33 protein-coding genes and 1 tRNA gene are annotated in these 23,660 nt (G+C 66.4%); 9 read left to right on the top strand and 25 right to left on the bottom strand.

From position 1 onward, the window contains the following. Positions 1–37: 37 nt before the first annotated feature. Positions 38–889 (top strand): zinc metalloprotease HtpX, encoded by an 852-nt coding sequence (htpX, locus tag ACFYWM_RS27520; RefSeq protein WP_389918989.1) that lies wholly within the window; start codon positions 38–40, stop codon positions 887–889. 50 nt (positions 890–939) lie between these two features. Here the strand turns inward: htpX and ACFYWM_RS27515 are convergent, their stop codons facing one another. The 3 genes from ACFYWM_RS27515 to ACFYWM_RS27505 form a co-directional block, all read right to left on the bottom strand. After that, positions 940–1,752: a hypothetical protein gene (locus ACFYWM_RS27515; protein ID WP_389918986.1), complete on the bottom strand. Its 813-nt coding sequence runs from the start codon at positions 1,750–1,752 to the stop codon at positions 940–942. Positions 1,753–2,062: 310 nt separating this feature from the next. Next, entirely contained in the window at positions 2,063–2,638 is a 576-nt protein-coding gene (locus ACFYWM_RS27510; protein WP_389918983.1) for a pyridoxamine 5'-phosphate oxidase family protein, read from the bottom strand. A 335-nt stretch (positions 2,639–2,973) separates the two neighbouring features. Beyond that, a complete protein-coding gene (locus tag ACFYWM_RS27505; RefSeq protein ID WP_389918980.1) occupies positions 2,974–3,468 on the bottom strand; it encodes a YajQ family cyclic di-GMP-binding protein in 495 nt (164 codons plus the stop codon). Between the two features lie 535 nt (positions 3,469–4,003). On the opposite strand from ACFYWM_RS27505, the gene ACFYWM_RS27500 reads away from it, so the two are divergent. Beyond that, positions 4,004–4,085: transfer RNA gene (locus ACFYWM_RS27500), tRNA-Tyr, on the top strand. A gap of 243 nt (positions 4,086–4,328) precedes the next feature. On the opposite strand, the gene ACFYWM_RS27495 is transcribed toward ACFYWM_RS27500, so the two are convergent. Next, entirely contained in the window at positions 4,329–4,532 is a 204-nt protein-coding gene (locus ACFYWM_RS27495) for a hypothetical protein (protein ID WP_389918977.1), read from the bottom strand. 280 nt (positions 4,533–4,812) lie between these two features. On the opposite strand from ACFYWM_RS27495, the gene ACFYWM_RS27490 reads away from it, so the two are divergent. Continuing rightward, entirely contained in the window at positions 4,813–5,361 is a 549-nt protein-coding gene (locus tag ACFYWM_RS27490; protein ID WP_389918974.1) for a hypothetical protein, read from the top strand. Positions 5,362–5,422: 61 nt separating this feature from the next. Here the strand turns inward: ACFYWM_RS27490 and ACFYWM_RS27485 are convergent, their stop codons facing one another. The 4 genes from ACFYWM_RS27485 to ACFYWM_RS27470 form a co-directional block, all read right to left on the bottom strand. Then, entirely contained in the window at positions 5,423–6,808 is a 1,386-nt protein-coding gene (locus tag ACFYWM_RS27485; RefSeq protein ID WP_389918971.1) for a tyrosine-type recombinase/integrase, read from the bottom strand. Then, positions 6,808–7,002, bottom strand: a complete 195-nt coding sequence (locus ACFYWM_RS27480) for a helix-turn-helix transcriptional regulator (protein WP_389918968.1) — start codon at positions 7,000–7,002, stop codon at positions 6,808–6,810. The genes ACFYWM_RS27485 and ACFYWM_RS27480 overlap by 1 nt, the downstream gene beginning before the upstream one ends. A 171-nt stretch (positions 7,003–7,173) precedes the next feature. Then, the gene (locus tag ACFYWM_RS27475) at positions 7,174–8,382 is read right to left on the bottom strand and encodes a DUF3631 domain-containing protein (RefSeq protein WP_389918965.1); all 1,209 of its coding nucleotides are present in this window, start codon (positions 8,380–8,382) and stop codon (positions 7,174–7,176) included. 32 nt (positions 8,383–8,414) lie between these two features. Then, positions 8,415–9,215: a bifunctional DNA primase/polymerase gene (locus tag ACFYWM_RS27470; protein WP_389918962.1), complete on the bottom strand. Its 801-nt coding sequence runs from the start codon at positions 9,213–9,215 to the stop codon at positions 8,415–8,417. 50 nt (positions 9,216–9,265) lie between these two features. Between ACFYWM_RS27470 and ACFYWM_RS27465 the strand changes: the two genes are divergently transcribed. Next, entirely contained in the window at positions 9,266–9,430 is a 165-nt protein-coding gene (locus ACFYWM_RS27465; RefSeq protein WP_389918959.1) for a hypothetical protein, read from the top strand. Between the two features lie 95 nt (positions 9,431–9,525). On the opposite strand, the gene ACFYWM_RS27460 is transcribed toward ACFYWM_RS27465, so the two are convergent. The 16 genes from ACFYWM_RS27460 to ACFYWM_RS27385 all read right to left on the bottom strand — a co-directional run bounded on the left by ACFYWM_RS27460 (position 9,526) and on the right by ACFYWM_RS27385 (position 18,413). Beyond that, positions 9,526–10,488: a DUF5131 family protein gene (locus ACFYWM_RS27460; RefSeq protein ID WP_389918956.1), complete on the bottom strand. Its 963-nt coding sequence runs from the start codon at positions 10,486–10,488 to the stop codon at positions 9,526–9,528. 58 nt (positions 10,489–10,546) lie between these two features. Continuing rightward, the gene (locus ACFYWM_RS27455; protein ID WP_389918954.1) at positions 10,547–10,855 is read right to left on the bottom strand and encodes a hypothetical protein; all 309 of its coding nucleotides are present in this window, start codon (positions 10,853–10,855) and stop codon (positions 10,547–10,549) included. Positions 10,856–10,889: 34 nt separating this feature from the next. Then, positions 10,890–11,186 (bottom strand): hypothetical protein, encoded by a 297-nt coding sequence (locus tag ACFYWM_RS27450; RefSeq protein WP_389918951.1) that lies wholly within the window; start codon positions 11,184–11,186, stop codon positions 10,890–10,892. A 276-nt stretch (positions 11,187–11,462) separates the two neighbouring features. Then, positions 11,463–13,673 (bottom strand): hypothetical protein, encoded by a 2,211-nt coding sequence (locus ACFYWM_RS27445; protein WP_389918948.1) that lies wholly within the window; start codon positions 13,671–13,673, stop codon positions 11,463–11,465. Further along, entirely contained in the window at positions 13,670–14,008 is a 339-nt protein-coding gene (locus ACFYWM_RS27440; protein WP_389918945.1) for a hypothetical protein, read from the bottom strand. The genes ACFYWM_RS27445 and ACFYWM_RS27440 overlap by 4 nt, the downstream gene beginning before the upstream one ends. Further along, the gene (locus ACFYWM_RS27435; protein ID WP_389918942.1) at positions 14,008–15,009 is read right to left on the bottom strand and encodes a hypothetical protein; all 1,002 of its coding nucleotides are present in this window, start codon (positions 15,007–15,009) and stop codon (positions 14,008–14,010) included. The genes ACFYWM_RS27440 and ACFYWM_RS27435 overlap by 1 nt, the downstream gene beginning before the upstream one ends. A 12-nt stretch (positions 15,010–15,021) precedes the next feature. Further along, positions 15,022–15,183 (bottom strand): hypothetical protein, encoded by a 162-nt coding sequence (locus ACFYWM_RS27430; RefSeq protein WP_389918939.1) that lies wholly within the window; start codon positions 15,181–15,183, stop codon positions 15,022–15,024. Positions 15,184–15,262: 79 nt separating this feature from the next. Then, positions 15,263–15,649, bottom strand: coding sequence for an RRQRL motif-containing zinc-binding protein (locus ACFYWM_RS27425; RefSeq protein ID WP_389918937.1), 387 nt, complete (start codon positions 15,647–15,649; stop codon positions 15,263–15,265). Beyond that, on the bottom strand, positions 15,646–15,882 hold the full coding sequence (locus ACFYWM_RS27420) for a hypothetical protein (RefSeq protein WP_389918934.1): 237 nt from the start codon (positions 15,880–15,882) through the stop codon (positions 15,646–15,648). Before ACFYWM_RS27420 ends, ACFYWM_RS27425 begins: the two co-directional genes overlap by 4 nt. Positions 15,883–15,901: 19 nt before the next feature. Further along, the gene (locus ACFYWM_RS27415; protein WP_389918931.1) at positions 15,902–16,072 is read right to left on the bottom strand and encodes a hypothetical protein; all 171 of its coding nucleotides are present in this window, start codon (positions 16,070–16,072) and stop codon (positions 15,902–15,904) included. Next, positions 16,072–16,218 (bottom strand): hypothetical protein, encoded by a 147-nt coding sequence (locus ACFYWM_RS27410; RefSeq protein WP_389918928.1) that lies wholly within the window; start codon positions 16,216–16,218, stop codon positions 16,072–16,074. The genes ACFYWM_RS27415 and ACFYWM_RS27410 overlap by 1 nt, the downstream gene beginning before the upstream one ends. Then, positions 16,219–16,350, bottom strand: coding sequence for a hypothetical protein (locus ACFYWM_RS27405; protein ID WP_389918926.1), 132 nt, complete (start codon positions 16,348–16,350; stop codon positions 16,219–16,221). It abuts the gene before it with no gap. Continuing rightward, positions 16,350–16,925, bottom strand: coding sequence for a WhiB family transcriptional regulator (locus tag ACFYWM_RS27400; protein WP_389918923.1), 576 nt, complete (start codon positions 16,923–16,925; stop codon positions 16,350–16,352). The genes ACFYWM_RS27405 and ACFYWM_RS27400 overlap by 1 nt, the downstream gene beginning before the upstream one ends. Before the next feature lie 109 nt (positions 16,926–17,034). After that, entirely contained in the window at positions 17,035–17,202 is a 168-nt protein-coding gene (locus ACFYWM_RS27395) for a hypothetical protein (RefSeq protein WP_389918920.1), read from the bottom strand. A gap of 124 nt (positions 17,203–17,326) precedes the next feature. Further along, a complete protein-coding gene (locus ACFYWM_RS27390; RefSeq protein ID WP_389918917.1) occupies positions 17,327–17,773 on the bottom strand; it encodes a hypothetical protein in 447 nt (148 codons plus the stop codon). A 469-nt stretch (positions 17,774–18,242) separates the two neighbouring features. After that, a complete protein-coding gene (locus ACFYWM_RS27385; RefSeq protein WP_386266904.1) occupies positions 18,243–18,413 on the bottom strand; it encodes a hypothetical protein in 171 nt (56 codons plus the stop codon). A 152-nt stretch (positions 18,414–18,565) separates the two neighbouring features. On the opposite strand from ACFYWM_RS27385, the gene ACFYWM_RS27380 reads away from it, so the two are divergent. The 3 genes from ACFYWM_RS27380 to ACFYWM_RS27370 all read left to right on the top strand — a co-directional run bounded on the left by ACFYWM_RS27380 (position 18,566) and on the right by ACFYWM_RS27370 (position 21,251). Beyond that, complete coding sequence (locus ACFYWM_RS27380; RefSeq protein ID WP_389918914.1) at positions 18,566–18,907, top strand: helix-turn-helix domain-containing protein; 342 nt, start codon at positions 18,566–18,568, stop codon at positions 18,905–18,907. 230 nt (positions 18,908–19,137) lie between these two features. After that, positions 19,138–20,577: a helix-turn-helix domain-containing protein gene (locus ACFYWM_RS27375; protein WP_389918911.1), complete on the top strand. Its 1,440-nt coding sequence runs from the start codon at positions 19,138–19,140 to the stop codon at positions 20,575–20,577. Next, positions 20,574–21,251 carry a RibD family protein gene (locus tag ACFYWM_RS27370; RefSeq protein ID WP_389918909.1) on the top strand — a complete coding sequence of 226 codons (678 nt, stop codon included), beginning with the start codon at positions 20,574–20,576 and terminating at the stop codon, positions 21,249–21,251. The genes ACFYWM_RS27375 and ACFYWM_RS27370 overlap by 4 nt, the downstream gene beginning before the upstream one ends. Positions 21,252–21,370: 119 nt before the next feature. On the opposite strand, the gene ACFYWM_RS27365 is transcribed toward ACFYWM_RS27370, so the two are convergent. Beyond that, positions 21,371–22,300: a hypothetical protein gene (locus tag ACFYWM_RS27365; protein WP_389918906.1), complete on the bottom strand. Its 930-nt coding sequence runs from the start codon at positions 22,298–22,300 to the stop codon at positions 21,371–21,373. A gap of 257 nt (positions 22,301–22,557) precedes the next feature. Between ACFYWM_RS27365 and ACFYWM_RS27360 the strand changes: the two genes are divergently transcribed. Both ACFYWM_RS27360 and ACFYWM_RS27355 read left to right on the top strand, forming a co-directional pair. After that, entirely contained in the window at positions 22,558–22,896 is a 339-nt protein-coding gene (locus ACFYWM_RS27360; protein WP_389918904.1) for a hypothetical protein, read from the top strand. 382 nt (positions 22,897–23,278) lie between these two features. Beyond that, positions 23,279–23,581: a GNAT family N-acetyltransferase gene (locus ACFYWM_RS27355; protein WP_389918901.1), complete on the top strand. Its 303-nt coding sequence runs from the start codon at positions 23,279–23,281 to the stop codon at positions 23,579–23,581. Positions 23,582–23,660 lie beyond the last annotated feature (79 nt).

Below are 23,660 nucleotides of genomic sequence, written 5' to 3'. Positions count from 1 at the left end.
TCACAGGTGAATCGGCATCAACCGAAAGGGGGGTGTAGTGCACCACAACGGTCTGCGTACCGCGATCCTTCTCGGCGCACTGTCCGCGGTGATCATCGTGGTTGGGGCGTGGTTCGGGGGCGGCGTCGGCGTGCAGATCGCGGTCCTGGTCGCGCTGGCGACCAGCGGCGTCGCCTACTTCTTCTCCGACCGCATCGCGCTGTCCGCCATGCGCGCCCGGCCGGTGGGTGAGGTCGAGCAGCCGGTTCTCTACCGCATCGTGCGTGAGCTCTCCACCGAGGCCCGCCAGCCCATGCCCCGGCTCTACGTCTCGCCGACCATGCAACCCAACGCCTTCGCGACGGGACGCAACCCCCGCAACGCCGCGGTCTGCGTGACCTACGGAATCACCCAGATCCTCGACGAGCGTGAGCTGCGCGGGGTCATCGGGCACGAGCTCTCCCACGTCTACAACCGCGACATCCTGATCTCCTCGGTGGCCGGCGCGTTCGCCACGATGATCACTTACCTCGGTTACGTCGGGCTGTTCTTCGGCGGCGGGGACGAGGACGAGGGCCCCGGCTTCATCGGCGCGATCCTCATGATCGTGCTTGGCCCGGTCGCGGCCGGAATGATCCAGATGGCCATCTCCCGCTCCCGCGAGTACCAGGCGGACGAGTCCGGTGCCCGGCTGACGGGTGATCCGCTCGCCCTCGCCTCGGCACTGAGGAAGATCGAGATGGGCACCCGCCAGCTGCCTCTCCCGGAGAACGGCCGGATCGCCTCCGCCTCCCACCTGATGATCGCCAACCCCTTCCGCGGCGCCGGGATCGGCCGGATGTTCTCCACCCACCCGCCCACCGCCGAGCGTGTCGCCCGCCTGGAGCGCATGGCCGGCTACCGCCGCTGATCCCGCGTTCCTGCGCGCGGTGACCCCGTGCCCTCGCGGTCCGCGACGAGTCAGGGAGTCAGGCCGGCGACGATCGGGTTGTGGACGGATCCGGGCACGACGAAACCACCCACCCGTACCGTGCGGCTTGACTCCTGGTCGACCCGATACCAGGTGTAACGGCTGCCTCCCCCCTTCCTGACCCTGCGCGAGACGACCGTCTGCAGGTCGAGGCGGCCCTCGCCGTTCCAGCGCATCCGGGTCGGGGTCCTGTCGACGGGCACGGCGATGGCGTCGCGCCTGGGGATGTCGCCGGTGGGGACGTTCCACAGGTGGATCTCCGCGTCGCGCGAGGTGAAGTAGGCGACGGTCTCGCCGCCCGGACCGAGCGCGCCCCCCACCGGGACGTTCCCCCGCTCGGCGAAGGGCGACATCGAGTAGATCCCCGCCTGGAACGTGTCATCCACCATAAGGACGAACTTCGCGTCAGGGCTGAAACTCCACGGTCGCAGGCCGGGCGGCACCGGGATGCTCTCCCCGCTGTACGTGTCCAGGATCCAGTGTTTCCAGCCGATGCCCAGCACCGCGTACCGCCCACCGGGGGAGAGTTCGACCCGTGCCGCGCGCATGGCGTTCGACCACGTCATCCCCGGCACCGCGCGCACCTCGCCGGTGCCCACCCCCCGCACCACCAGCGCCCCGCCTCTCAGCCGGAAGTACGCGACATACCTGCCGTTCGGTGACAGGGCCAGCGGTGCTCGTTGCCTCCCCACGGAGAACACCCGGGCGTCGGGGAGGGGGACCACCCCGCCGCCGCGTACCCAGAGTTTCCATGGGGCGCAGACGCACCGGTCGAGTCCCGCGTACCGGACCGGAGGTCTCACACGCCCGGCCTCCGCGGGAACCCCCGCCCCCACGACCACGGCGACCGCGCCGACGCAAACGCTCAAGCGGCAGAACAACCCCACTGAAGCCCCCCGGGTCTTACGGACAAACGGGGGGCGTCCGTCGCGTACGGGCTTACTGTACGCCTCGGGGAAGGCCGGTCGGCGGTGTCGCCGTGGGTGTCACCCGACCGTCGTGAGTGCCGTTCGATCACCGGGAGGTCACCCGGCCGCCGGGAGGCGCCGAGGCCCTCCGGCGCGGGTGGGCGGACCGGCCCTCGCGAGGGCCGGTCCGGGGCGGCCGATCGTCTCAGGAGTGCTGCGTGACCGGGTCGGTCTCCTCCGGGGAGAGGCCGGGGATGCCGTCGATGCTCTCGCGGTTCTTCCGCGCCCGGTGGGCGCGCCGCTGCTGGACGTCCTTGCGTCCCGACCACTCGTCCAGCAGCGTCCGGTCCTTGTCGAAGGACATGAACGGTACCGAGAAGCCACAGGAGTCGGAGATCCGGTCGCAGGCGACGACGATGATCGACCGTACCCCCGGATGCGGGCCGAAGTTCTTGATCAGCGTTGCGAAGTCAGGGTCCTCCGGTACGACGACACGGCCGGTGCCGTACAGGCGGAGGATGTTGGGAGGGCCGGAGAAGGCGCAGAACATGATCGTGATGCGGCCGTTCTGGCGGAGGTGGGCGATCGTTTCCACCCCGCTGCCGTCCAGGTCCAGGTAGGCGACGGTGGTGTCATCGAGGACGGCGAAGGTGTCGGCGTATCCCTTGGGGGACATGTTGACGTGGCCGTCCCGCTCGGGAGCCGTCGCCACGAAGTAGACCGGCTGCGCTCCGATGAACTCACGCAGCCGGTCGTCGATCCTGTCGTAAATTTTCCCCATGACAGGACGATAATTCCTTGCCGTTCGCCGGCCGATGCCGAGTCCGGTGGTCGCCTGCGACCACGGCACCCTGCTCGCGGTCGCCCGCTCGGCGGCCTTCCCTCTGGTCGCCTTCCGCGCTCGGTCGCTTCCCGCTTGACCGTCTTCCCGTGCTCGGTCCTTCTCAGTCCTTCTCGGTCCTTCTCGCGAGGAGTCGTGGCACCACTCGCAGAACCTGGCGGGTGAAGCGGCCGGGGCACACGCGAAGGCGTGCGCCTTCGGCCGTGTGCCCGGATACGCCTGTTGCGGCGGGCTGGATCCCGGAACCGGTGGCCGGGGTCTCGACCGCTCATCCGCTAGCGGTAGTTCGAGAACTGAAGGGCGATCTCCAGATCCTTACCCTTGAGGAGGGCGATGACCTCCTGCAGCTCGTCCCTCTTCTTCGAGCTCACCCGCAGTTCCTCGCCCTGGATCTGGGCCTTGACGCCCTTGGGCCCCTCATCGCGAATGATCTTCGAGATCTTCTTGGCGTGCTCCTGGTCGATGCCCTCCTTGAGGGTCACCAGAAGCCGGTACTCCTTGCCGGACAGCTTGGGCTCGTCCGCGTCCAGGATCTTGAGGGAGAGCCCCCGCTTGATCAGCTTGTCCTTGAAGACGTCGAGAACCGCGTTGGCGCGCTCCTCGCTGTTGGCCTTGATCTCGACGGCCTTCTGCCCGCCCGACCAGGCGATGGTCGCGCCGGTGCCCTTGAAGTCGAACCGGTGCCCGACCTCCTTGAGCGTCTGGTTCAGCGCGTTGTCGGCCTCCTGATGGTCGATCTTGCTAACGATGTCGAACGATGAATCCGCCAAAGCTCAATCCCCTCTGACCTGCTAGAACTATCAATCGCCGCCCGACTCCCGAAAGCCGCGAACCACGAATCGCGGCGGCTCTCGCGAGCCGGTTCGGTAGACGCGTACGTAACGGATCAGCCTAGCCAGCATCTCCCGTCGATGCCGAGGCGGCAGCGTGTCTCCATCTCACCGCCCACAGGCCCCACCCCGCTCCAACCTGCCCCATTTTCCCCGTTTCCTGCTTCCCCCTGCCTTCCCGGCCCACCTCCCCCTCCACCTCTCTCGGCGTGTCCCACTCCTCCACCCCCTTCTTCCCCTTTCGCGGACCTCCCGCCGCTCCTCCGCCCCACCTCTTGAGCCCTCTCCTCTCGGCGCCGCCCCACCTCTCGCGTCTCCCACGCCACTCCCGCCCCGCGCAACGCCGGCACGAGCAGCGGCCTACACACTGAAAGTCCTGGTCGAACCGGCTACCGGGAGGCGCCCTCCGCCGATGTCACGTCACCCCCGGAAGTCCGCTATTCTTCTTCCTGTCGCCGCCGCAAGCGGAAGACACGGCAGGTTGCCCGAGTGGTCAAAGGGAGCGGTCTGTAAAACCGTCGGCTCAGCCTACGCAGGTTCAAGTCCTGCACCTGCCACACCAGCAGAAACAGCCCTCTCACCAGCGGAAACGCGGTGAGGGGGCTGTTCTCGTATGTCCGGCTGTCCACGGTCGTCAACGGCGCTCTATGGGTGCTCGCGTCGTATGCGCGTCGGTGATCAGCCAGCCTTGTGTGTCGCTTGAAGGCGTCCCATCCGGGACTCCCGAGGCCGCCAGCGCAAGCCTTGAGAGCTGGTCTGAGGCGTCTAGGGACGGTGTAGTGACTCGCCGCTCAATGATCTCAATCCATGACTTGGTGCAGCAGACCTGCCATGGCCAGACCTGCACCGAAGCCGGTAGCAACGCCGCCGGTCAGGGTTCCTATGAAGACCCCTGTTCCTGATGCTAAGCCGATGATGACGGCCCAACGCAGTGGGAGCTGGGGTGGCTTTTTGGGTTGCTCCTCTTGCTTTTTCTGACCGGCTTGTCTGAGTATCTTCATCATGTGGCCTCTCCGGAGTCAACTGTGTGAGTGCCGCAGAATGGCCCCCCGTGTCCGCGGGGGGCCATTCGCATAGAACGGGCCGAAGCCTTCATCTGTGAACAAGGTTGCAGATGATCGACTTTATCGCCACTTGGGTTATAGCTAATTGGATGACTTCTTCCCCTATGCAGTTGGGGAAACTTGCGCCTGGGAGGAACTTCCTGTACCTGGGTGGCCCAAATAGCCTGCGCCCTTCGCAATGCATTGCAGCCAACGCAAAAAAACGTACATACTGCAAGGCGTGAACGACTTCACGGAAGAGATCATCAACGTCCTCTACCCCGATCCGACACCACAGCCTGACGAGTCGCGCATGGACTTTGTGCAGCGGCGAGTCCTGGCGAGCAATCGAAGGGATGTGGAACGGGAGGAGTTGAAGGATCAGATCAAAAGGGCCGACGACGCGTTTGATCCTTTGATCTCAGAGCTACGTGAGCTCGGTAGGGCAAAAAGGGAGATCGAAGAGCAGATGCGTCTTCTTGTGGCCTATGGTCGAGAGTTCGTTCGACCTGAGCCGTATCGTCTTGCCCCTCTGGCGGAAGCTGCTGGGATGTCCATTTCCGGGGTCAGGGGAATGTACGGTTCTTCTGACATTCAACGGGTTGCAAACGCTATCGGGCGATCTGACCGGAAAAACGAGACTAAGCCTAACGCTGATCCCAAAATCGTTCCGGAAAAAGGTTTGGATATCTATGGGCGCTTTGCGCCAGCTTGGCCTTTGTATCCTGAGATGGAGGTGGTAAAACCATCTCGACCCCAAGGAGCCTCCGAACTCCCTTCTCCACCCTGACTCATAGTGAATGTCCTGACATAAGGACTCCTGAGGCGACTTTGCGTTATGTGCTTCGAAGTCAGTCGGCCTCTCGCGTGGGCTTCAAAGCCTCGGCGATTAGCTTCCGGGCGTGGTCGTCTTGTCCCACAATGCACTTGGCGTAGACCCGTAGAAGCACGTTCACGCTGTGCCCTGCCCACTCGGCGACCTGGGGAGCCGGGACGCCGGCGTTGAGCCAGGTGGACACGCAGGCGTGCCGCAGGTCGTATGGCCGCGCTGCGAGTGGCGATGCTGCCTCTGCCTTGCTCAGCGCCTCTGTACGGGCTCTCTGCCAGATCCGGCCGTAGACGCTTTCCGACAGCGGGCCGCCACGTTCTCCGACGAACAGATGGCCGTCCGGGCTTACTCCATACTCGGTGAGGTGGTTTCGAAGGATGGGAACCAGGGGCGGCGGGATCGGTACCGTCCGAACGGCTTTACGCGCCCGGTGCTTGAGCTCTCGCGACTCTCGACGCTTCCCGTTGCCAGTCCAGTCGGCCCCCACCGCCGGCGCGGAGCCACCGAGGCAGAACCATCCCCACCCGTCGCTGTTCTCGGCCTCGGGAAGGTCGACTTCATCAGCCGTCAGATCTACGGCTTCCGCAGGACGCAGGGCCGAGTAGTACATGATTGCGAAGAATGCCGTCAGTTGCGCCATGGTCTTTTCGACCGCGGTCAACAGCGCCTCGGCCTGTTGGGGATTGACCACTCGGCGGGGCGAGACTTCCTCGGTGACCTTGGGCATCTTCCACTTCACGCTGACCAGCGGGTTGCTTGTCAGCAGCTTGGCCGGACTTACCGCGTAGTCCAGGATGTTGTAGAACACGGCGCGCTTGCGGGCGATGGTGGTTCCCGCGGCGGTCTTTCCCGTGAGGGTCCTGGAGATGCCTTTCAACGTTCCGAGGACGGTGGCCTCATCGGCGAGTGAGGCCACCGGAACCGTGTTCTTCTCCAGCCAGGCCACAGCCCGAACCACATCTTTGGGCATCTCCCCGGCGGTGCGTCGCGGCTTGTGAGCAGCCCACTTGAACACCGCCTGGCGAACGTCTTTCTTGGACGGGCTACCGGCGCCGTTGGTGAGCAAAGAGAGTGTGGCGGTGGCGAGGGCGTCGGCGATCGAGCGGCGCGTGTTCGGGGCCGCATCGTCCCAGCGGTGGTCAACGTAGTCGCACATCAGCGTCCACCACGTGACCGAACGGCCACGCTGCCCGGCATGCTCCGCAGGTCGTCCGGTGGCCAGGTCGAACGCCTTGCCCTGCCGAATGGCGGTGAGCAACTCGGCGCGGAAGCTCTCGGCGAGTGCCTGAGTCGTGAAGGTCTCTCGCCATGCCTTTTCAGCGGTCAACCAGCGAACGGTGTAGGTCCTGCCTCCCTTGTTCTTGTTGGTAAGTACGCGCCAAACGCGCACGTCGTAGGTGGTGTTCATCAAGCGGCGTCCTCTCGGGAGGCAAGCCAGCGCTCGAATTCAGCGCGGCGGATGCGCAGGCTGCCGTTAGGCAGGGTGATGCATCTCGGGGCGCGGTGCTTGGCGCGCCAGTCGTAGAAGGTTGAGCGGGAGATGTCGAGTTCGGCGCAGAACTCGGCGACGGTGAGAGGCTTGGATCGGACGGCGGTAGCCATGGTTCGCATGTCCTTCCGGGTTCTGCGATCGGCGGTAGCGCGGCTTCGATGGGGCGGAGATCGGGGCCGTTTCGGAGAGTGCGGGGCCGGTTCTGAGGGGGGTAGCCGTACCAGCCGTACCAGCCTCGTTTTGGCTGGTCAGGGCTGGTACGGCTTTCCTGGTGGTACGGCTCAAGCCGTACCAAGGTCGGTGAGTGGTACGGCTTGAGCCGTACCAGGCTGCAAGCCGTACCGCTCCTGAGCTGCGGAATTGAGGCTGGTACGGCTGGTACGGCTCCCCCTGCCGAAGGAGAGCACTTCGCCGTCCTCGGGCAGGTCGAGGGTGGGGCAGTAGCGCGCCCAGGCGTCGAGGAAGTCGGCGCGCTGGTAGCCCTTGGCTTGCCCGTCGGGGAAGCGGGCGGTGGTCGAGCGGATGTTGTACTCCCGCAGGATCGCGCCGAGCTTCATGGCGGTTAGGCCGGTCGGCCCGTACTCGGCCCACGGCGCTTCGGGGTCGGTCTTGAGCCGCTCCAGCAGGGTCGCGGTGGGCAGCGCGGTATCGGTACCGAACGCGGTCCGGCAGTCGGCCAGCAGCCGAATCCGGGGCGAGGGCTGCCCCTGGTCGTCGGCTTCGGCGGTGAGGGCGAGCACTGCGGCGCGGGCGCGTTCGGGCCAGTGGCCCCCGGCGTGGTCGGCCACCGCAACCAGCGGCTCCCAGGTGTCGGCGGCGCGGTCTTCCACGGGCATTGCCGGTTCGGCCTGCTCCAGGGTGGGCAGGTCGGCGCGCAGCCACAGCGCGAGGTCTTCGGCGAGCTGGCGCAGCAGGGGCCGGTCGCGGCGGTGCCGGTAGGGGGCGACGCTTTCGCCGGGCGCGCGACGGCGCATCCGGACGACGACGGCGCGGTCTTCGATGGTGTCGGGCATGGCGCCGATTCCGGCGAGGGCGGCCATGGCGAAGGTCGGGATGGATTCGACGCGGCCGGTGTTGGCGTCGTAGCGCTTGGCCGGCCGGTTGCGCTGGTGTCCGGCGTTCAGCAGCCCGCGCAGGTCCTCGTTCCCGTCCGCCTTCGGGCCGAAGATCGTGTCAGCCTCATCGACGAGCATCGTGGGTGGGTCCTCGCTGATAGAGCGGTAGACCGCGGCAGATGAGGAGTTGACGGTGATGAACGGGTTGTGACAGCAGGCTTCGACCACGTCCAGCAGCCGGGACTTGCCGCATCGCTTTTCCGGGGCGCGGATCACCAGCCGCGGCGCGTGTGCCCACGCGGGTTGGGCGTGGCTGGCGGCGATCCATAACACCACCGCGTCCGCGGCCTCGGGGGTGGGCAGGATGACGTAGCGGGTCAGGGCGGCCAGCAGCGCATCCAGCAACATCGCGCCGTGGTCGATGGGTTCGGACATGGGTTCAGCTCCCGTATGCGTGGGTGAGATGGTCATGTGGTGCTGGCCTTTCGGACTGTGCGGAAGGCGTCGGCCACGGTGCGGGCGGCTTGGCGTTCGTCGAACCCGTCGCCGAATCGCATTCCGCGGTACAGCTCGTGCAGCTCGCTTTCCTGGGCGCCGTTCTCCACAGCGCGGCAGGTGGCCCAGAACAGGGCCTGGTTACGGCCGGGCTTGGTCTTGGCGGCCAGCCAGGCGGCGAGGCCGGGGATGCCCGCGCCTGGGGGCGCCGGTCGGCCGGAAGCGGGGCGGGGAGTCGCGGGGCGGGGCGGGGTGAGGAACGCGCGGACCTCACCCCAATTGAGTTGGTCTCCCGTGGTGGCGGGGGTGGCGATCAGGCGGTACGGGCGGCCGTTCACGACGCTGGGCGGAATGAGGACGTATCCGCCGGTGGCCTTGAAGTCGATGAAGTGTGCTTTCAGGGCGCCGCAGGGCTGGCCGGTGCCGGGGTAGTAGCAGTGCAGCCCGCCGGAAGGGGTGACCACGACAGCCAGTGGCGGCGGCAGGACGCCGGCCGCTTTGAGCCGGTTGAAGGCTGGGTAGCCGCTGCCTTCAGGTTTGATGTCGATGTCCAGGACGTCGAAGGAGCCCTGGCCGGTGGGCAGGCCGACGTTGGCGTTCGGGCAGTGCTCCCACCACCGCGAGACCAACTCAAAATCGTCACTCGCCCCACGGAAACCGTTCGGGACCAGCCTTCCGATCGGCCGCTTGCCGCCGGGCAGGCACGGGAAGACCCTCCGGCCTTGAGCTACGTGGCGCAGGGCATCTGCCGACAAGGAGATATCGGTAGCCATCACGCGGTTGTCCCTTCCGGGGTCCGGGGGGCGTGGCTAATCTCGGCCTCATGACCGAAGAGACGCGTATCGCGCTGAAGAACTACGACAATCTGATCCGCTCTCGCGGCCTGGACGATGTCCAACTCCTCTGGGACAGCGACACCCTGGTCTATGGGAATGGCGGGGTCGTCATCGACACCCTGCTTGACCCTGGCTTCACCGGAGTGTCCTGACGCAGTGGTTGGCACGTCCGCGCCCTCCCGCACCCCCGGCAGGACCCAGGAAGGCGGTGGGCGAAGCCCGTCCTTACGCAGTGGGTCGGGGGTGCTCATGCGGCCACCTCGGGGAAGTCGTCCCAGATGCGGCCATCGAGGAGGCGCCCGGCGGTCTTTTTGCCGATGCGGCGCATGGGCGGCCACGTCTGGTCGGCGGTCGCGTAGAACGCGCGGTGTTGCAACGTGGGCACGTAGCCGGACGGCGCCCACTCGCCCCATTGCTTGAAGAAGAACGGCACTCCGGCGGCGGTGCACTGGTCGCGCAGGGCGCGCGGCCAGTGCGGATGCATCGGTCGTGCCCGGGGGCCGGACTCGCCTCCAGCCACGACCCAATCGAGGCCGGTCACGCGTCCGGACCCCGCACAGTTCGGGCACTGCCACTCGTCGTAGCCTTTTGAGCCGCTCCCCTGGCACTCTCCGCACTCGTTGTCGAGCCAAACGCCCAGGTCAATCGAGCCAAGCAGCGGTTCCGCCGAGATCCAGTGCACGGCGGCCGGCGTCTTCAGCAGGGCGGGGATGCGCAGATCGGCCCGCTGCTGGTCTTCCACGGACACGCCAAGCCAGAGGTTGGGCAGGGGCCAGGGTGCCTCGTACAGCGTCCAACCGGTCTTCTCATCCCCCGCCGCGTCGGCTGCGTCGATGAGCCTGAGCATGTTGCTGAGCAGCGATCGCATCCGGCCGTGTCGCTTGGTCAGCACTTGGAATGTGTGCTGCGGGACGCGAGCCATGGTCGCGAAGACCTGGGCGATGTAGGAGTCGGGCACCTGGTCGTGGAACAGGTCGGACATGCTGTTGACGAAGATCCGTCGCGGGCGCTTCCACTTCAGCGGCTGCTCCAGGCGTTCGGGGCGGAGCTGGACGTCGAACCCGCGCTCGAAGTGGTGACCGGGCACACCGCGCCAGCGTTCGGCGAAGGTCTCGGCGTAGCAGTTGTCACAGCCCCGAGAGACCTTGGTGCAGCCGGTGACGGGGTTCCAGGTGGCGTTGGTCCATTCGATGGCGCTGTGGTCGGACATGGCGGGTCTCCTTGAAGCGGGTGAGGTGACCCCGGCCCGGCGGGGCCGGGGTCAGGGGTCAGCAGTTGCTCGCGTTGTCCTCGTTCTGGTGCTCGCCGGGCTCAGGCGGGGCGTCGCTCTGCTCGTTCTGCTGCTCGCTGCCGTCGCGGTAACTGCCGTCCTCGACAGGCTCCGGCGGAACCTCCGCGTTCTCCTCATGGGAGCCGTCGCGATAGGTGCCGTCCTCGATCGGCTCAGGCGGGGTGCCCATCACCGCGACGGCGGCGCAGGCGGATTCGGCGGGCAGGCAGGCGGTGAGGGTGAAAGCCGCGGCGAGGGCCAGCAGGGCGGGGACGGCCAGGCGAGTGATGGCGGGCGGGGTGGTCATGGCGGTGGATCTCCGATCCGAAAGCGGGGGTGGGTTAGTGGGTGATGTCGCGGTACAGGCGCCGGGTGTAGTTCCAGGCGCGGCGGCCGGTGCGCAGTCGTAGGCCGGTGCCGTCGCAGCGGCGGCAGTAGCGGCGCTTGGAACCGATGCGGGAGGCGTGTTTGCCTTCGCCGTCGCAGCGGCGGCAGGGGCCGAACGGGGCCAGCAGGCAGCGCAGGAGGTAGAAGGCGAGAGCGGCCAGGGCGGTGAGGATCAGCCAGCCGATCAGCGCAGCGTGGGGGGTGAGGGTGGTAGCGGCGGGGGTGGTAGCGGTAGCGGCCAGGAAGGGCATGGCAGGGCCTCCGGAGGGCGTTCAGGGCGTGGGAAGGGGTGCCCGCTACCCGCTACCTGCGGGTATTCGGGCTGATCAGAGCGCATGTGGGGGGTAGCGGGGGCGGTAGCCTGCCCGCTACCGGTAGCCGGGCCTGCGCTACCTGCCGACCGCACCGGGCCGGGGCGAAGAGAGGCGGGGCGGGAGCCCTGCCAGCCGTTTGCAGGCCGGTTGCCGGGGTGGCCGACAGGGCTCCCGCGCGGCACGGGGGCGGGGCGTGCCGCAGGTTCGGCGCGGTTAGGCGGCGGGGGTTTGGCGCTGGGCCAGGGCGGTGGTGATGGCGGCCTGCTTGGCGCCCTTGAGGACCTGGCCGTCGCGCTTGATGTTGACGCTGGCCACCCCGAGGGCGCGCAGCTGGGCGGAGATGGTCTCGGCGGTCAGGTCGGTGTAGTGCTCGGGGATCCGCTCGGCCAGCCGGGCGGCCATCTGCGCCCAGTCCAGGCCGGTTTCCCCGGACTGGAAGACGCTCGCGGCATCGGCCAGGACGTCGCGGGTTTCGCGGAGCATGGTCTGTCCGGCGGCGTGCCCGGACAGGGTTCCGGCGCGCTGGCGCAGGGCGCGGGCGGCGGTCAGGATCTTCTCGGCGTCCTCGGCATCGGCCAGGTGGCAGCGCACGGTAGGTGTCTCATCGGAGGCGCCGCGCAGGATGCCGACGCCTTTGTAGCTGGGCAGCAGGACGGAGGAGTCGAAGCCTTCGGCGTAGCTGCCGGCGCCCAGCACCATGTCGGAGACGGTGTAGGAGCCGGTGCGCAGGGCGAAGCGCACCTGGTGGTTGTCGCGGAAGCTGGTGAAGGCGGTCGCGACGTCGCCGGTGCCGACCCCGCCGGGCTTCTGGGTGGCGTCCAGCACGATCACGCCGGCGGCCGGGGCGACCTTGACCAGGTAGACCAGCAGGTTGGAGATCTCCTTGTTCAGTTCCTTGTCGCCGGTGTCGAAGTATTCTTGGCACTCGTCGATGACCACCAGCCGCACCGGCATCCCGTAGGCGGGGTCGCGGGCGATGTCGCGGGTCAGCTTGCCTTCGGGGCAGATCTCTACCGGTAGTTCGCTGAGCTTTTGGTAGCGGTGCTGGACGTCGGTTTTGAGGTCGCGGAGCATCTGCACGAAGATCTCCAGCGGGTCGCCGTCGCGGGTCATCGCGAACCCGAACGAGCACGAATGCGCCACCAGCGCGAACTTGCGCCAGTCCGGCGACCCCTTGCCGTCGAACACATCCAGTCGCACGTAGGGGTCGAGGGCGGCGTACAGGGCCAGCAGGCGGGCGGTGAAGGACTTGCCGCGCCGGGGCTGGGCGCCGACCAGGATGGACACCCACAGCATGAGCAGAGAGACCGGCCGGCCGCGCTCGTCGATACCGAGCGGCGCGGGCTGCCAGATGTCGGTTTCCTTGCACGCCAGCAGCGGGGTACGGCCCGCGGGGGCGGCGAGCGGGTCGGCATCGGCCACCCACAGCCAGTGGCTGCGGTTGCTGGCCGGATCCCTGCTCAGGGTCACCTGCGCGATGGAGACGTCCAGTCCGGAGGCGATCTTGTCGCGGGCTTTGACGGCTTCGGCGAAGGTCCGGCCGTAGGGCAGGTTGATCAGGACCTTGGATCCGTTGCCGTCGCGGGCCATCTGCGCGCCGAACTCGATCTGCTGATCCGCGCGGTCGGGGTGGCCGAGCCCGGCGGCGTAGTAGGCGCGCAGCACCACATCGGCGTTGAGTTTGCGGTAGCGGCGGGTCACCACCGCCGGGGCGATGATCGGCTGCCCGGCGGGGCGTCCGCGGTGGGCGAGCAGCGGGATCAGGGCGGCGATGGTGAGCAGCTGCATCCACAGCGGCAGCCCGGCGACGATCAGGGTGGCGATGGTCAGGGCGATGACCTGGAGGGCGAGGATGATGCCGCGCCAGCGGCGGGTGGACTTGCCCTCGCGGTGCAGCTTGAGCCACATCGCGGGGTCGTTGTCGCTGGCGGCCTGCTGCTGCAAGGTGTACTGCTCGCTGACCCACCACCAGCGCAGTTGACGGTTGATCAGCCGGGCCATGCCGACCACCGACCACCGCATGGCCTGGATGCCGTACCAGGGCAGGCGCACGGTGTGGAAGGCGGCCACGTATCCGGCGCGGTGCGCGGCGGCCTGCGCGCTGGCCAGCCGGTTACCGCGGTGCAGACCGGTCGGGATGATCGGCCGACGTCCCTCGGTCGGCACGGTTCCGGGCACCGTGCCGTCGCCGGGCAAGTCCACCGGCGTCGGTACGGTGGGGGCGGGCGGCTCCTCGTCGAGGGTGATCTCATACGAGGTCTCCGACGCCGCGCGATCGGCGGCCGGACCGGTCGCCGGGTCGGCGCTCACGTCGGGCTGGCCGGGCGCGGCCGGGGCCGGGTCGGTCGGCTGCTCGGGCAGCGGGGCCAGGTCCGGGGATATCGGGGGGTGGTGGCCGTTGGTGGTGGTCGGGATGTCGGTCATGATGAGGTCACCTCGTACGTGTTCGAGCGGGCGGGGTTGCGGGGCGCGGCCGTTGTCTTGGCGGATTGGGGCCGCGTCCCGTACAGGAGGTTGGCGGGGGTGAGGGGCGGCAGGTCGAGTTCGGCCCGCCAGCCGTTGACGAACAGCCACAGCGGGTCCTCGGGCGGCGGGGCCAGGGCGAGAACTTCGGCGATGGTCAAGGCGGTGATGGCCTGATCGCGGGTGAAGATCCGTCCGGGGTGGCCGGTCACGATCCATCCGCCGTCCGCGGCGCGGTGGGCGCGGTGGCCGGAGGCTTCCTCGGTCATGGTGGTGGCGGTGATGCGCAGACTCATCAGGCGGCTTCCTTGACGAGGATGTCGCGGACCGCGCGGGCGGTGTCCATCCCGCACCGGGCAGCCCGGCGGATCGCTGCCGCGCTGGGGTAGGCCGGCAGCTCCCCGGCGGCGATCAGCGTCCGCACGTGCGCGGTGACGGCGTCGATGCCGGGGCCGTCAGAGTGCTCGCGCGGGTCGGGGTCAGGGGTGGTGTTCGTGCTGTACTCCGGGGGAGTAAGGGGGTTACCGGATCTTGCGGTCGTGCCGTGGTCGAGGCGGGTGAAGGCGGCCAGGATGATCGGCAGCGCGGTCACGATGGCGACTGCGACGACTGGCCCGAGGATGTGCAGCACCAGCCGGGAGAAGGAGAACGTCTGCCCCGCGGGCAGCGACCAGGGCAGGTAAGGCCAGGCGTTCATGCCGAGCGTCAGGGCCAGGAACAGCCACTCGATCCGCACCAGGATGGGCGACTCGATGGGCTGGCCGCGGGTGGCCAGGTAGGCGCGGGCGCCGACGACCACGAGCAGGGCCAGGGACATGAACGGCTCGACCAACCAGGCAAACACCCACGCCGGCGACCAGGAGGCGGCGCCGTCGGCGGCGAAGGTCTGCACACCGGCCGTCGACCACGCCAGCGCCAACGTGAGCGACACCATGGCGGCGGCCACCAGCAGGCGGCGCATCCGGGCGGCCTGCCAGGCGCGCATCGCCGGGTCCTGGCCCAGCTCGTGCAGCCGGGCGGCCTCGCGAGCCTGCTTGCGGCGCTTGCGCACCTTGGCCGTGTCCACCAGCAGCGGCGCGTCATCACCCTGAAGGGCGGCGAGCTGGTGAGCCTCGGCCACCTCGGCACGCAACCGCAGCACGCGCCGGGTCCGGCCGTCGGCCTCGGCCGGCCGAGAGGGCGGGGGCGGGGTGGCCGGGAGCGGCGGGGCCTGCTGGTCGAGGTGGCGTTCCAGCTCGGCCAGACCGCGTGCGACGTCCTCGGGCGTCGGCTCCGGGGTCGGGGTTGTTGTCGTCATGCCGTCTTCCTCCTACTTGGTGGGCTTGGTGATGAGGGCGCCGCCGGGCACGCGCACGGCCGTGGTGTTGGTGCTGGACTCGCGGTGAACGAGGTGGCGCCCGTCGCGGTCGCAGGTGACCGACTCGTTGCCGTCGCGGGCGATGAACGTGGCCTGGCACTTCTTGGTGGCCATGGCTATCTCCTGTCAGTGGTGAGCGGGACGGTGATCAGGTCGGCGGCCACCATGAGTGGTGTGCCGATCGGGCGGATCTTCATGCGGCCACCCCCGCCGTCTCGGCGCAGTCCAGGCAGGTGCCCAGGTGGCGCGGCAGCACGTAACCGGCGTCACGTCGGCAGGTCGGGCAGGTGCGGCGGGCGGCGTTGGCCTTGGCCAGCGCTTCGAGCTGGGGCGGGGTGGCGGTGCGCTTGGGCAGCGCGAACCGCACGTCGTAGAGGTAGGCGGCGCGCACGCCGGGGGCGCCGTGCCGCTTCGAGCGCCACAACACCTGTGCCTGCACACCCTGCCCGCCGGGCCGTAGCCCTTCGGCCGTCAGCTGGCGGCGGGTCAGCAGATGCGGCGGGGCCAGGCGCCAGGGGTAGGTGGGGATGCCGTACTTCTGGCCGGCGGGGTCGAAGAAGGCGGCGCGGATGCGGCTCACAGGGAGATCCGGTTGGTCCGGCCGCACTGGCGGCAGTCGGCGAGCGTGTCGTCCTGGCGGGGCGACAGCGGGTCGGTGCTCGTCTCCTGGCAGTAGCCGCAGACCCATTCACCGAGGTTGGCGACCTTGCGCCAGGAACTGGCGAGGTAGACGGGGTAGCCCTCGACGGTGGTTTTCCGTGACTTGCGGTGGGCGGGAACGTCCTTGTCCTTGCGCGGTTCGAACATGCCCATGTCGGGTTCTCCTGAGGGGTTAGAAACCGGAGTGGGAGCGGGCCAGGGCGCGGCAGGTGCCGCACCGGGAGACGTGCCGGGCACCGTGGGAGCCACACAGCTCCACCTGGCCGCGCCGGGTACGGCAGCGCGGGCAACTGGTCGCGGTGTGGTGTTCGCGGTCGCAGTCGATGCACTGGAAGCGGCCCATCACCGACCACCCCCGCACGGGATCAGGGCGACGGCGTCCCGGCAGCTCTCGCACTTCGGGTCGTAGCCGAAGGTGTGCAGCGGGCAGCGCGGCAAGTCCTCGCTGCGGTGGATGCCCGAGCACAGCGGGCACTGGTAGCGGCCCATTCAGATCACCTCGGTTGCAGTGCAGGGGCATACCGACTCGCCCAGGCCGTTGGTGGGGCAGCCGGAGGTGTAGGTGCTGTCGCAGTTCTCGTCCCAGCAGCACGGGCACTCGGGGCACTTGCCGTCGTCCATCACGCCACCTCCGCGACCAGCACCGGGACGGGAACGGGGGCGGGGGCGTCGGCCAGCTGGTCGAGTTCCGGGGCGGTCAGAGCGGCCCAGATGCCCGAGGTGGGCAGGGCGGCCAGCGCGTAGGCCAGGCACACCGCCTTGAACGGGCACGGCGCGCAGACCTCCCGCGCCACCATCTCCCGAGCCAGCTGCTCAGGGCCGGTCTCCGGAGTGGTGGGGCCGGTGTGCAGCTCGGGGTCGTACACGCATTCGGCACTCTCGCCGAACACTCCGCGGGCGGGGTGGGTGGGCTCGATGGAGAAGGCCGGCAGGCGCAGCCCGATGAAGGTCGCGCCGTAGGCGGCGGCGAACGATCGCGCCGAGGTGGTCAGGGCGGGCAGGGCCGAGCCGGTCGCGCACACCTTGACCAGGCGGCCCTCATAGCGTTCCACCACCGCCCACGCGGGGCTGCCGGTGATGGGGGTCTGTCGGCGCAGCTGCGCGCCGACCTGCTCGACGCTCACGGTGTGCCGCGACGGCGCGCGGCGGCCGGAGGCGGGCGGGTATGCGGTGTCGACGATTGCGGGGTTTGCCATGATGGCGGGAACTCCTTGACTGCTTACACGGTGGGAGAGGGAGCCGGGGCGGCTTCGGGTCTTGGCGGATACGAGCCGCCCCGGCATAGATCACTGGCGCTGGTCGGGGTCAGAGGGCGCGGCAGTTCAGGGCGTGCTTGTCGGCCTGGTCGCGGAAACCGGTGTCGGTGTCTCCGCAGCCCTCGCAGGTCCACGTGCCGTAGTCGTCGCCGGCGAACTTGGGCGTCCAGTTCACGATCTGGCCACCGGCGGTGCGGTACTTCACGGGCTTTGCCATTGCTGCTCTCCTTAAGCGGTGCGGGAATCGGTGAGGATGGTGCGGTGCGGCGGGGAGTCGAAAGCGTGGACGGAGGGGGCGTCTTCGTTCTTTCTCGGCTCGGACAGGTGCTTGTTCGTGCTGCTTAGGACCACGTGCCGATGACCAGGGGCACGGCCTGCGGGTGCGTCTTCCTCCGGTCGATGACGATCTCGCCGTTGTCCTTGAGAACCACCTCGTCGGGGCGGATGCCGTCGGACGCGAAGTCGGCGCAGACCTTGTTCTTGATCTTCTGGATAGCGGCGTCGCGCTCAGCCTTGCTCTGACCCATGACGGTCATCTCCTCGTGGTGTTCGTTGCGGTCGGAGGTCGCCGGCACCTCACGAGCGGGCGCCGGGCGGTCGAATCGGGGATCGCGGTAGGTACGGGCGCCGAACCCGGTCCGAGTGACCTGCCAACCCAACCGCTCGGCGATTCGGTCATCTCGGGCGCACAGCACCTCATCGGCCTGGGCAACCCAGCGGGCGACCAGGCGGCGGAGAGGGCTGGTCATCGGGTCGGCAAGGTGCCGTGGCCCTTGCAGGTCCGGCACTTGAGTCCCTTAACAACCCAGCCCTTACCGATCACGGCATCGTGGGTGATACGACGGCCCACGCCACCGCAGGTCGGGCAGGGCAGCGGGGCGGGCCGTGCGCGCAGCGAGGGCAGCTTCATCGGCCACACCTCTGGCAGGTCGTCTCGGTGCGGGGGTTAATCCCTCCACACCGGCACACCCACGTCGAGGCGGTACCCGGCGGCAGCCACGGCGACGAAGCCAACGAAGCCACGGTCCAGGCGCTCATCGCTTGGCGCCGTTCCCACTGGCGTTGCCTTGGCAGAGGGGGCAGGGGTAGGGGCCGGAACCGGGGTTCCAGATCTGACCGTTGCGGCAGTCCGACGTACACACCTCGGACTTGGCCACGCTGAACAGACGGGTCATGATGGTTGTGCTCCCTTGCGGAGTAGTGGGCTGCCCTCGCGTCTTGGTCGGATAGGGGGCAGCCCCGTTTTCGTGTGGAGGATCAGCCGAGAGCGCCGGCGAAGGTCGCCAGCTGGCCGGCCACCGTCATCAGGCCGTTGAAGGCGCCCATCGCGAACGCTGCGGCGTTCACGGGCTCCCTGACGATGAAGAACAGGGCCACGATCACGAGCAGGACGGGGAGAAGACGACGGGGCTTCGGGGTCGGAATCATCGCGTTGATCCTTTCGCTGGTTGTGGGTGATGCCATCCCGCCCTGCGCTACTTCTAGCGCAACTATGAGCGCTAGAAGTAGCGCTGTCAATAGCGCAGCGGGTTAGTTACGCTGCAAGCAGCCGGTTTCTACGGACGAACTTGGAGGAACGTGTGGGCGACTGGCCCGCCGTGGCAAAGGTGATCAACGAGCGCATGGCAACGCTCGGCTTGACGCAGAAGAAGCTCGCAGAGACTTCCCGCGTCTCGACTGCGACCCTTCGGCAGATCCAGCAGGGACAGAACAAGAACCGCCAGCCGGCCGTGCTGACAGCGATCTCTCGGGCACTCGGCTTCTCCGACGACTACCTTCAAGAGGTCGCCGACAGGGGGGTTACTCCAGCCATTGCACAGAGAGAGTCGGCCACCGTCGCGGATCTCAAAGATCAGCTTGCAGATCTTCGTGAGCGGGTCACGGCCATCGAGGCCCGTTTGAAGCCTGCTCGATCGGAGTGACCGTTTATCTGACGTGATGCAGCACCGCCAGATCCGGCACGGTGATTCGGTGACGTTCTTCCTCTGCATAGTCATGCGGTCATCTCCTTTCGTAGTTATCGACTTCGGTTGAGCCGGGAAGTTAGGTTGGACACCACTAAGAGTGCTCGCTGTCGTAGGTCGGCAAAAGGGTTCCGAAGCCGACACGGGCAGAGTCGGCAACAGCGGTATCCACAAGGAAGGCGCCATTCATGGCCCGCCCTGAACTGGAACTTCACCCCCAGCGCTCGGCTCGGGATCGCTTCGGGTTCGAGCTGAGGTCCTGGCGTAAAGCGCGCGGACTCTCACAGGCCCGGCTCGGTGCGAAGGTGCACGTCAGCGCCGATCTGGTTCGCCTCGTCGAGGTCGCCGAGCGCTGGCCAACGAGGGACTTCACCGAGCGGTGTGATCACGCCCTGGACACTGTTGGAGCTCTGGTCCGGCTATGGGAGGCGGTCGAAGACGAACGTCACGAGTCCAGCCGCGCTGCCGACAACGCAGCTCATACCGACAAACGATCTGTCGGTACCGACGGCCTTGTCGGCGCTATGTCTGACTTGAGTGCCGGGGAGAGGATTGTCGTGCAGATGATGAGCCTCACGGGGGAGCCGGTAGCAGTGTCCATGGACCGCCGTACCTTCATGTCCGGCATCGCGGCCATACCAGCAATGGGGTGGCTCGGTCAGAACCGAATCGGCCCCGCCGGTGTCCCGGCACCGGTCTCTGAGGGTGATCTGAGGGACGTACTCCAGAACATGCGGCAGCTCTGGGGCATCCTCGCCTCACAGGACAACATCCTCGGAGCGCACGCCGTGGTATCGACCGCCGTTCACCAAGTCAGCATTCTCCGGGAGCTGAGCTGTGCGGCGTCGGGCCGATCCCGGGCCACGGTTATGGACCTTCAAGCAACCTACGCGGAGTTCTCTAGCTGGTTGGTCGATGACCTTGGGGACCGCAATGCCGGGCAGCACTGGATCAACAACGCGCTTCAGTGGGCGCATGAAGCCGACAATGACCTACTCGTGGGCTATGTGCTCATGCGGCAGTCCCAGCGGGCGGGCGAGGTTGGCGACACAGCGTCAGCCGTCGGCCTGGCCCAAGCGGCGCAGCGAAGGCGCGGCTTGACGAACCGCGTACATTCCGCTGCTGCCCAGTACGAAGCTCGGGGGCATGCTCTTGCTGATGACGAGACGGCATTTTGTGCGGCGATCGAGTTGGCCCGGGATCTCGCGACGCACGCGCCCCCACTCGCGGCCGGCGACTGGGCACCCTGGTGTACCCCTGCCTACGTCACCATTCACGAGGCGGCGGGATGGGCCGAACTTGGAGAGCACCACAAGGCCATAGCCACGTACGAACAGGCGCTCACCGACTGGCCGGCCGAGTTTCAGCGAGACCGCGGGCTCTACCTCGGGCGGATGGCGCGCTCCCATGCCCTGGCCGGAGAGCCTGAGCAAGCCGTACAGACCGCGAACGTCGCGTTGGGCATCGCCCGGGGGACGAACTCAGCCCGGATCGTGGGTGAGCTGGCGCCCTTACGAAGCACACTCAGCCAATGGAAAGCTATCCCGCAGGTGAAGGACTTCGCCGCGGAATTGAACCATGTGATCTCAGCCGCCGGTGTCGGCAGAAATGGAATAGTGCCCACATGAACGAACGCCCTTATGTGCTGCTGAGTGTCGCTATGTCGATTGACGGCTACATCGACGACACAACGCCCGATCGGCTTCTGTTGTCGAACGCGGAAGACTTCGACCGAGTGGACGAAGTACGCGCGGGCTGCGATGCCATCTTGATTGGCGCGAACACCATCCGGCGCGACAACCCGCGACTGCTTGTTAATTCCGAAGAACGTCGAATTGAGCGAGAGCGCCGTGGGCTCCCTCCCTACCCGGCCAAAGTAACTATTACCAGCGGCGGGCTCGACTCTAGGTTCAAGTTCTTCCATACCGGTGGGGAGAAGCTTGTTTACAGCTCCACGGGTGCCGTAGAGAAAATACGGGAGGAACTGGGGGACCTCGCCACGGTCATCGACGTTGGTGACCCCGTCTCGCTTTCCACGATGCTCGTTGACATGGGAAGCCGTGGCATCCGGAGACTCATGATCGAGGGCGGGGGGACGATCCATACCCAGTTCCTCACGCAGGGTCTCGCCGATGAGATCCATCTTGCGATCGCACCGTTCTTCGTTGGTGACTCTAATGCCCCGAAGTTCGTCCACGATGGTGTGTTCCCGCAGGACGCGACGCACCGGATGGACGTAGCCGAGGTCAAAAAGATTGGCGACATCGTGCTCGTCAGGTATCTGGCTCGGGGGACCGTGTAACCATTAACAACAATCGGGCTTGCCTGTCCTTGCCAGCTACTCAAACCTGTATTTAGGGTTTCGTGCACCACGCACACCTTATGCGCCAAAAATGTCTTTCCGCTCGACTTGCTATCTGTCTAAGACTTGGCGAGCCGATGTAGGAATCGTTTAATTGTCGCTTCCAGCTCGTCTACTTTGTCTACGTCCTCTACGCCGATGCGCTCCACGACAGATATTCCGGCATCCTCCAAAAGGGATTCTCGGCTTTTGTCGTGGTCTCGACGTCCTTTGTGGTATAGGCTGTCGATTTCGATTATCCCTGCGCGTCCCTTGTAAGTGACCAAAAAGTCGGGGAAGAAAGTTTTTTTCTTCACTCGAACTCCCGGCTGAGGAAAAATGCCGATTGTTTCTATGTCGGGCTTGTTGTCTTGCCATCGCTTGAGTGACTGGTAAACTTTCAACTCCCATTGATTGGAGAAGACGAGCCCATCTTCGGATGGTAGTTGAGGAGGCGAATTTCCATCGGATGTGGCGCGCGCTTTTTCGGTGCGCAGGCGTACGGCCTGGTTTCCACCCTCGGCATAGAGGCGATTTCGAAGTTGGATGTGCCAATCCAAGGGAACTTCTACTGGTTGCTTGCGAACAGAGAATGATAGATTGTGAATGTCGATCGTTCTAAAGGGAAGCCAATCGGGAAACACCCTTTCTACGGCTAAGTCGAAGGCGACACTAATAGTCGAAAGGTGCTCGCCGAGAAGTTCGTAATCCCCTTCGAGGGTAACGATTTCCCATAGGTATCGCGATGAGTCGAATCCGTTGAATGCTTCTTCTATGACTATTCTTTTGATGCGTTCAAGGCGGATGGCGATATCTTTGGCAACGGATTCACTTTTTAGCAGTTCACCTCCTTCTGTCCATATTATTCTCACGGTTTCACCGAGAATGCGGTGTACGGCGTCAGCGATGGCTTCACTCACTGATGGTTCAAAGACCTGATCTGGACCGACGCCATGCCAGACGACGGCGTAGCCACGACTCGACGGAGAGGTAAGAGATTGTTCAGGCATGGATAGATCTTGCCTGATCCGACGAGGAGTGTGCAGGCGTTCACTCGCTCTCGCCTTGATCGTTTCAAGGTGAGAGCTGTCGACGCCAGGGGCGTGACGAGGCGGGAATACACGTTTAACGTGAGTGCGTGCGACTTCCCTGGTCTGAACGACTTCGAGCATGGCGTACTGCCAAGCTCGCTGAGATCGATGCGAATCCTCATGGGATTCCTCCTCGTCCACGCTTCTCTCGCCTGACGCTCACGACGATCATCGGTGTGGTCTGGGTGATCTGGCTTCCCTGGGCTTACAGAGTCGCCGCTGAGTATGACGATCTAGCTTTCTACGGAGGGCCTATAGCCATGGGCTGTCTCCTCATAATCCTGGTCGCCATGGGCTGGCTACCGTTCGACGGCATGGGGTGGGCTCTTTGGGTGGGCCTCGGATTCACGGTTATCGCCCTGGCGGTCCTCGGTTGGGAGGGTGGGTACCAAGTGGGCGGGGTTGCCCTTGCGGTAGTCGTCGCGGGTCACGGCGCGGTGGTGGCATGGGCGGTTCCTCTGCTGTGGAGGCATAGTCGGGCCGACTGGTACGAGCGAGAAGCAGGGCCGGATTAGGCTCAGTTTTGCTCCGTTGAGGCAAACAAGCGGGGGCGCGCGTCGTATCCGCGTCGTCTACGGCGGTCAGGCACTCCCGCGGACCTTGTTTGCGCAGCTCATAGTGCATGGAGATGCTTTATAGACAGGGCTCTGTAAAACCGTCGGCTCAGCCTACGCAGGTTCAAGTCCTGCACCTGCCACCAGCCAAACTGGCAGCTCAGAGGCCCTCCGGGGCCTCTTTTGCGTTTCCGGGACATGCAGCCGCAGGCAGCCAGAAGCAGCCGCATGTCACCACTCCACCAATATGCGTGCAATGATCTTGGCCGTGTTTTCCCAGGTCGCGCCAGTTTTCTAGCGCCTTGTCTGCCAACGGCTGTTCCCTCGGCTTCACGGGCGCCTGGTGGCCATGGTCGCTCAAGACGGGCATGCTGATCAGGTGATGGACGCTGTCGTACCGTGCACTGTTCGGACTGCCCGTCCGGAGGACCTGTCGGCGGTCCTGCGGATCTATGCCGCCGAGCAGGATCCCGAAGATGGCTCTCCCCGCGTAGCTTCGGATCTTGAACAGCGGACCTGGGCACGGATGATGCGATCCGACGATCTCACCGTCTACCTCGCCGAGGACGACGATCAGGTGGTCGGGACGGCGACGTTGATGACGATGCCGAACCTGACCTACGGCTGTGCGGACGTTCCCCCTTGAATGTGGACACCTTAGAGACTGGATCTTGAGGTCCAGGGGAAGAGATGTCCCTGATGGTGATGAAGAACTACCCGCCCGA

The organism is Streptosporangium sp. NPDC002721 (assembly GCF_042888905.1).
Classification (GTDB): Bacteria; Actinomycetota; Actinomycetes; order Streptosporangiales; family Streptosporangiaceae; genus Streptosporangium.
This window is presented reverse-complemented; position numbering and strand designations above follow the sequence as displayed.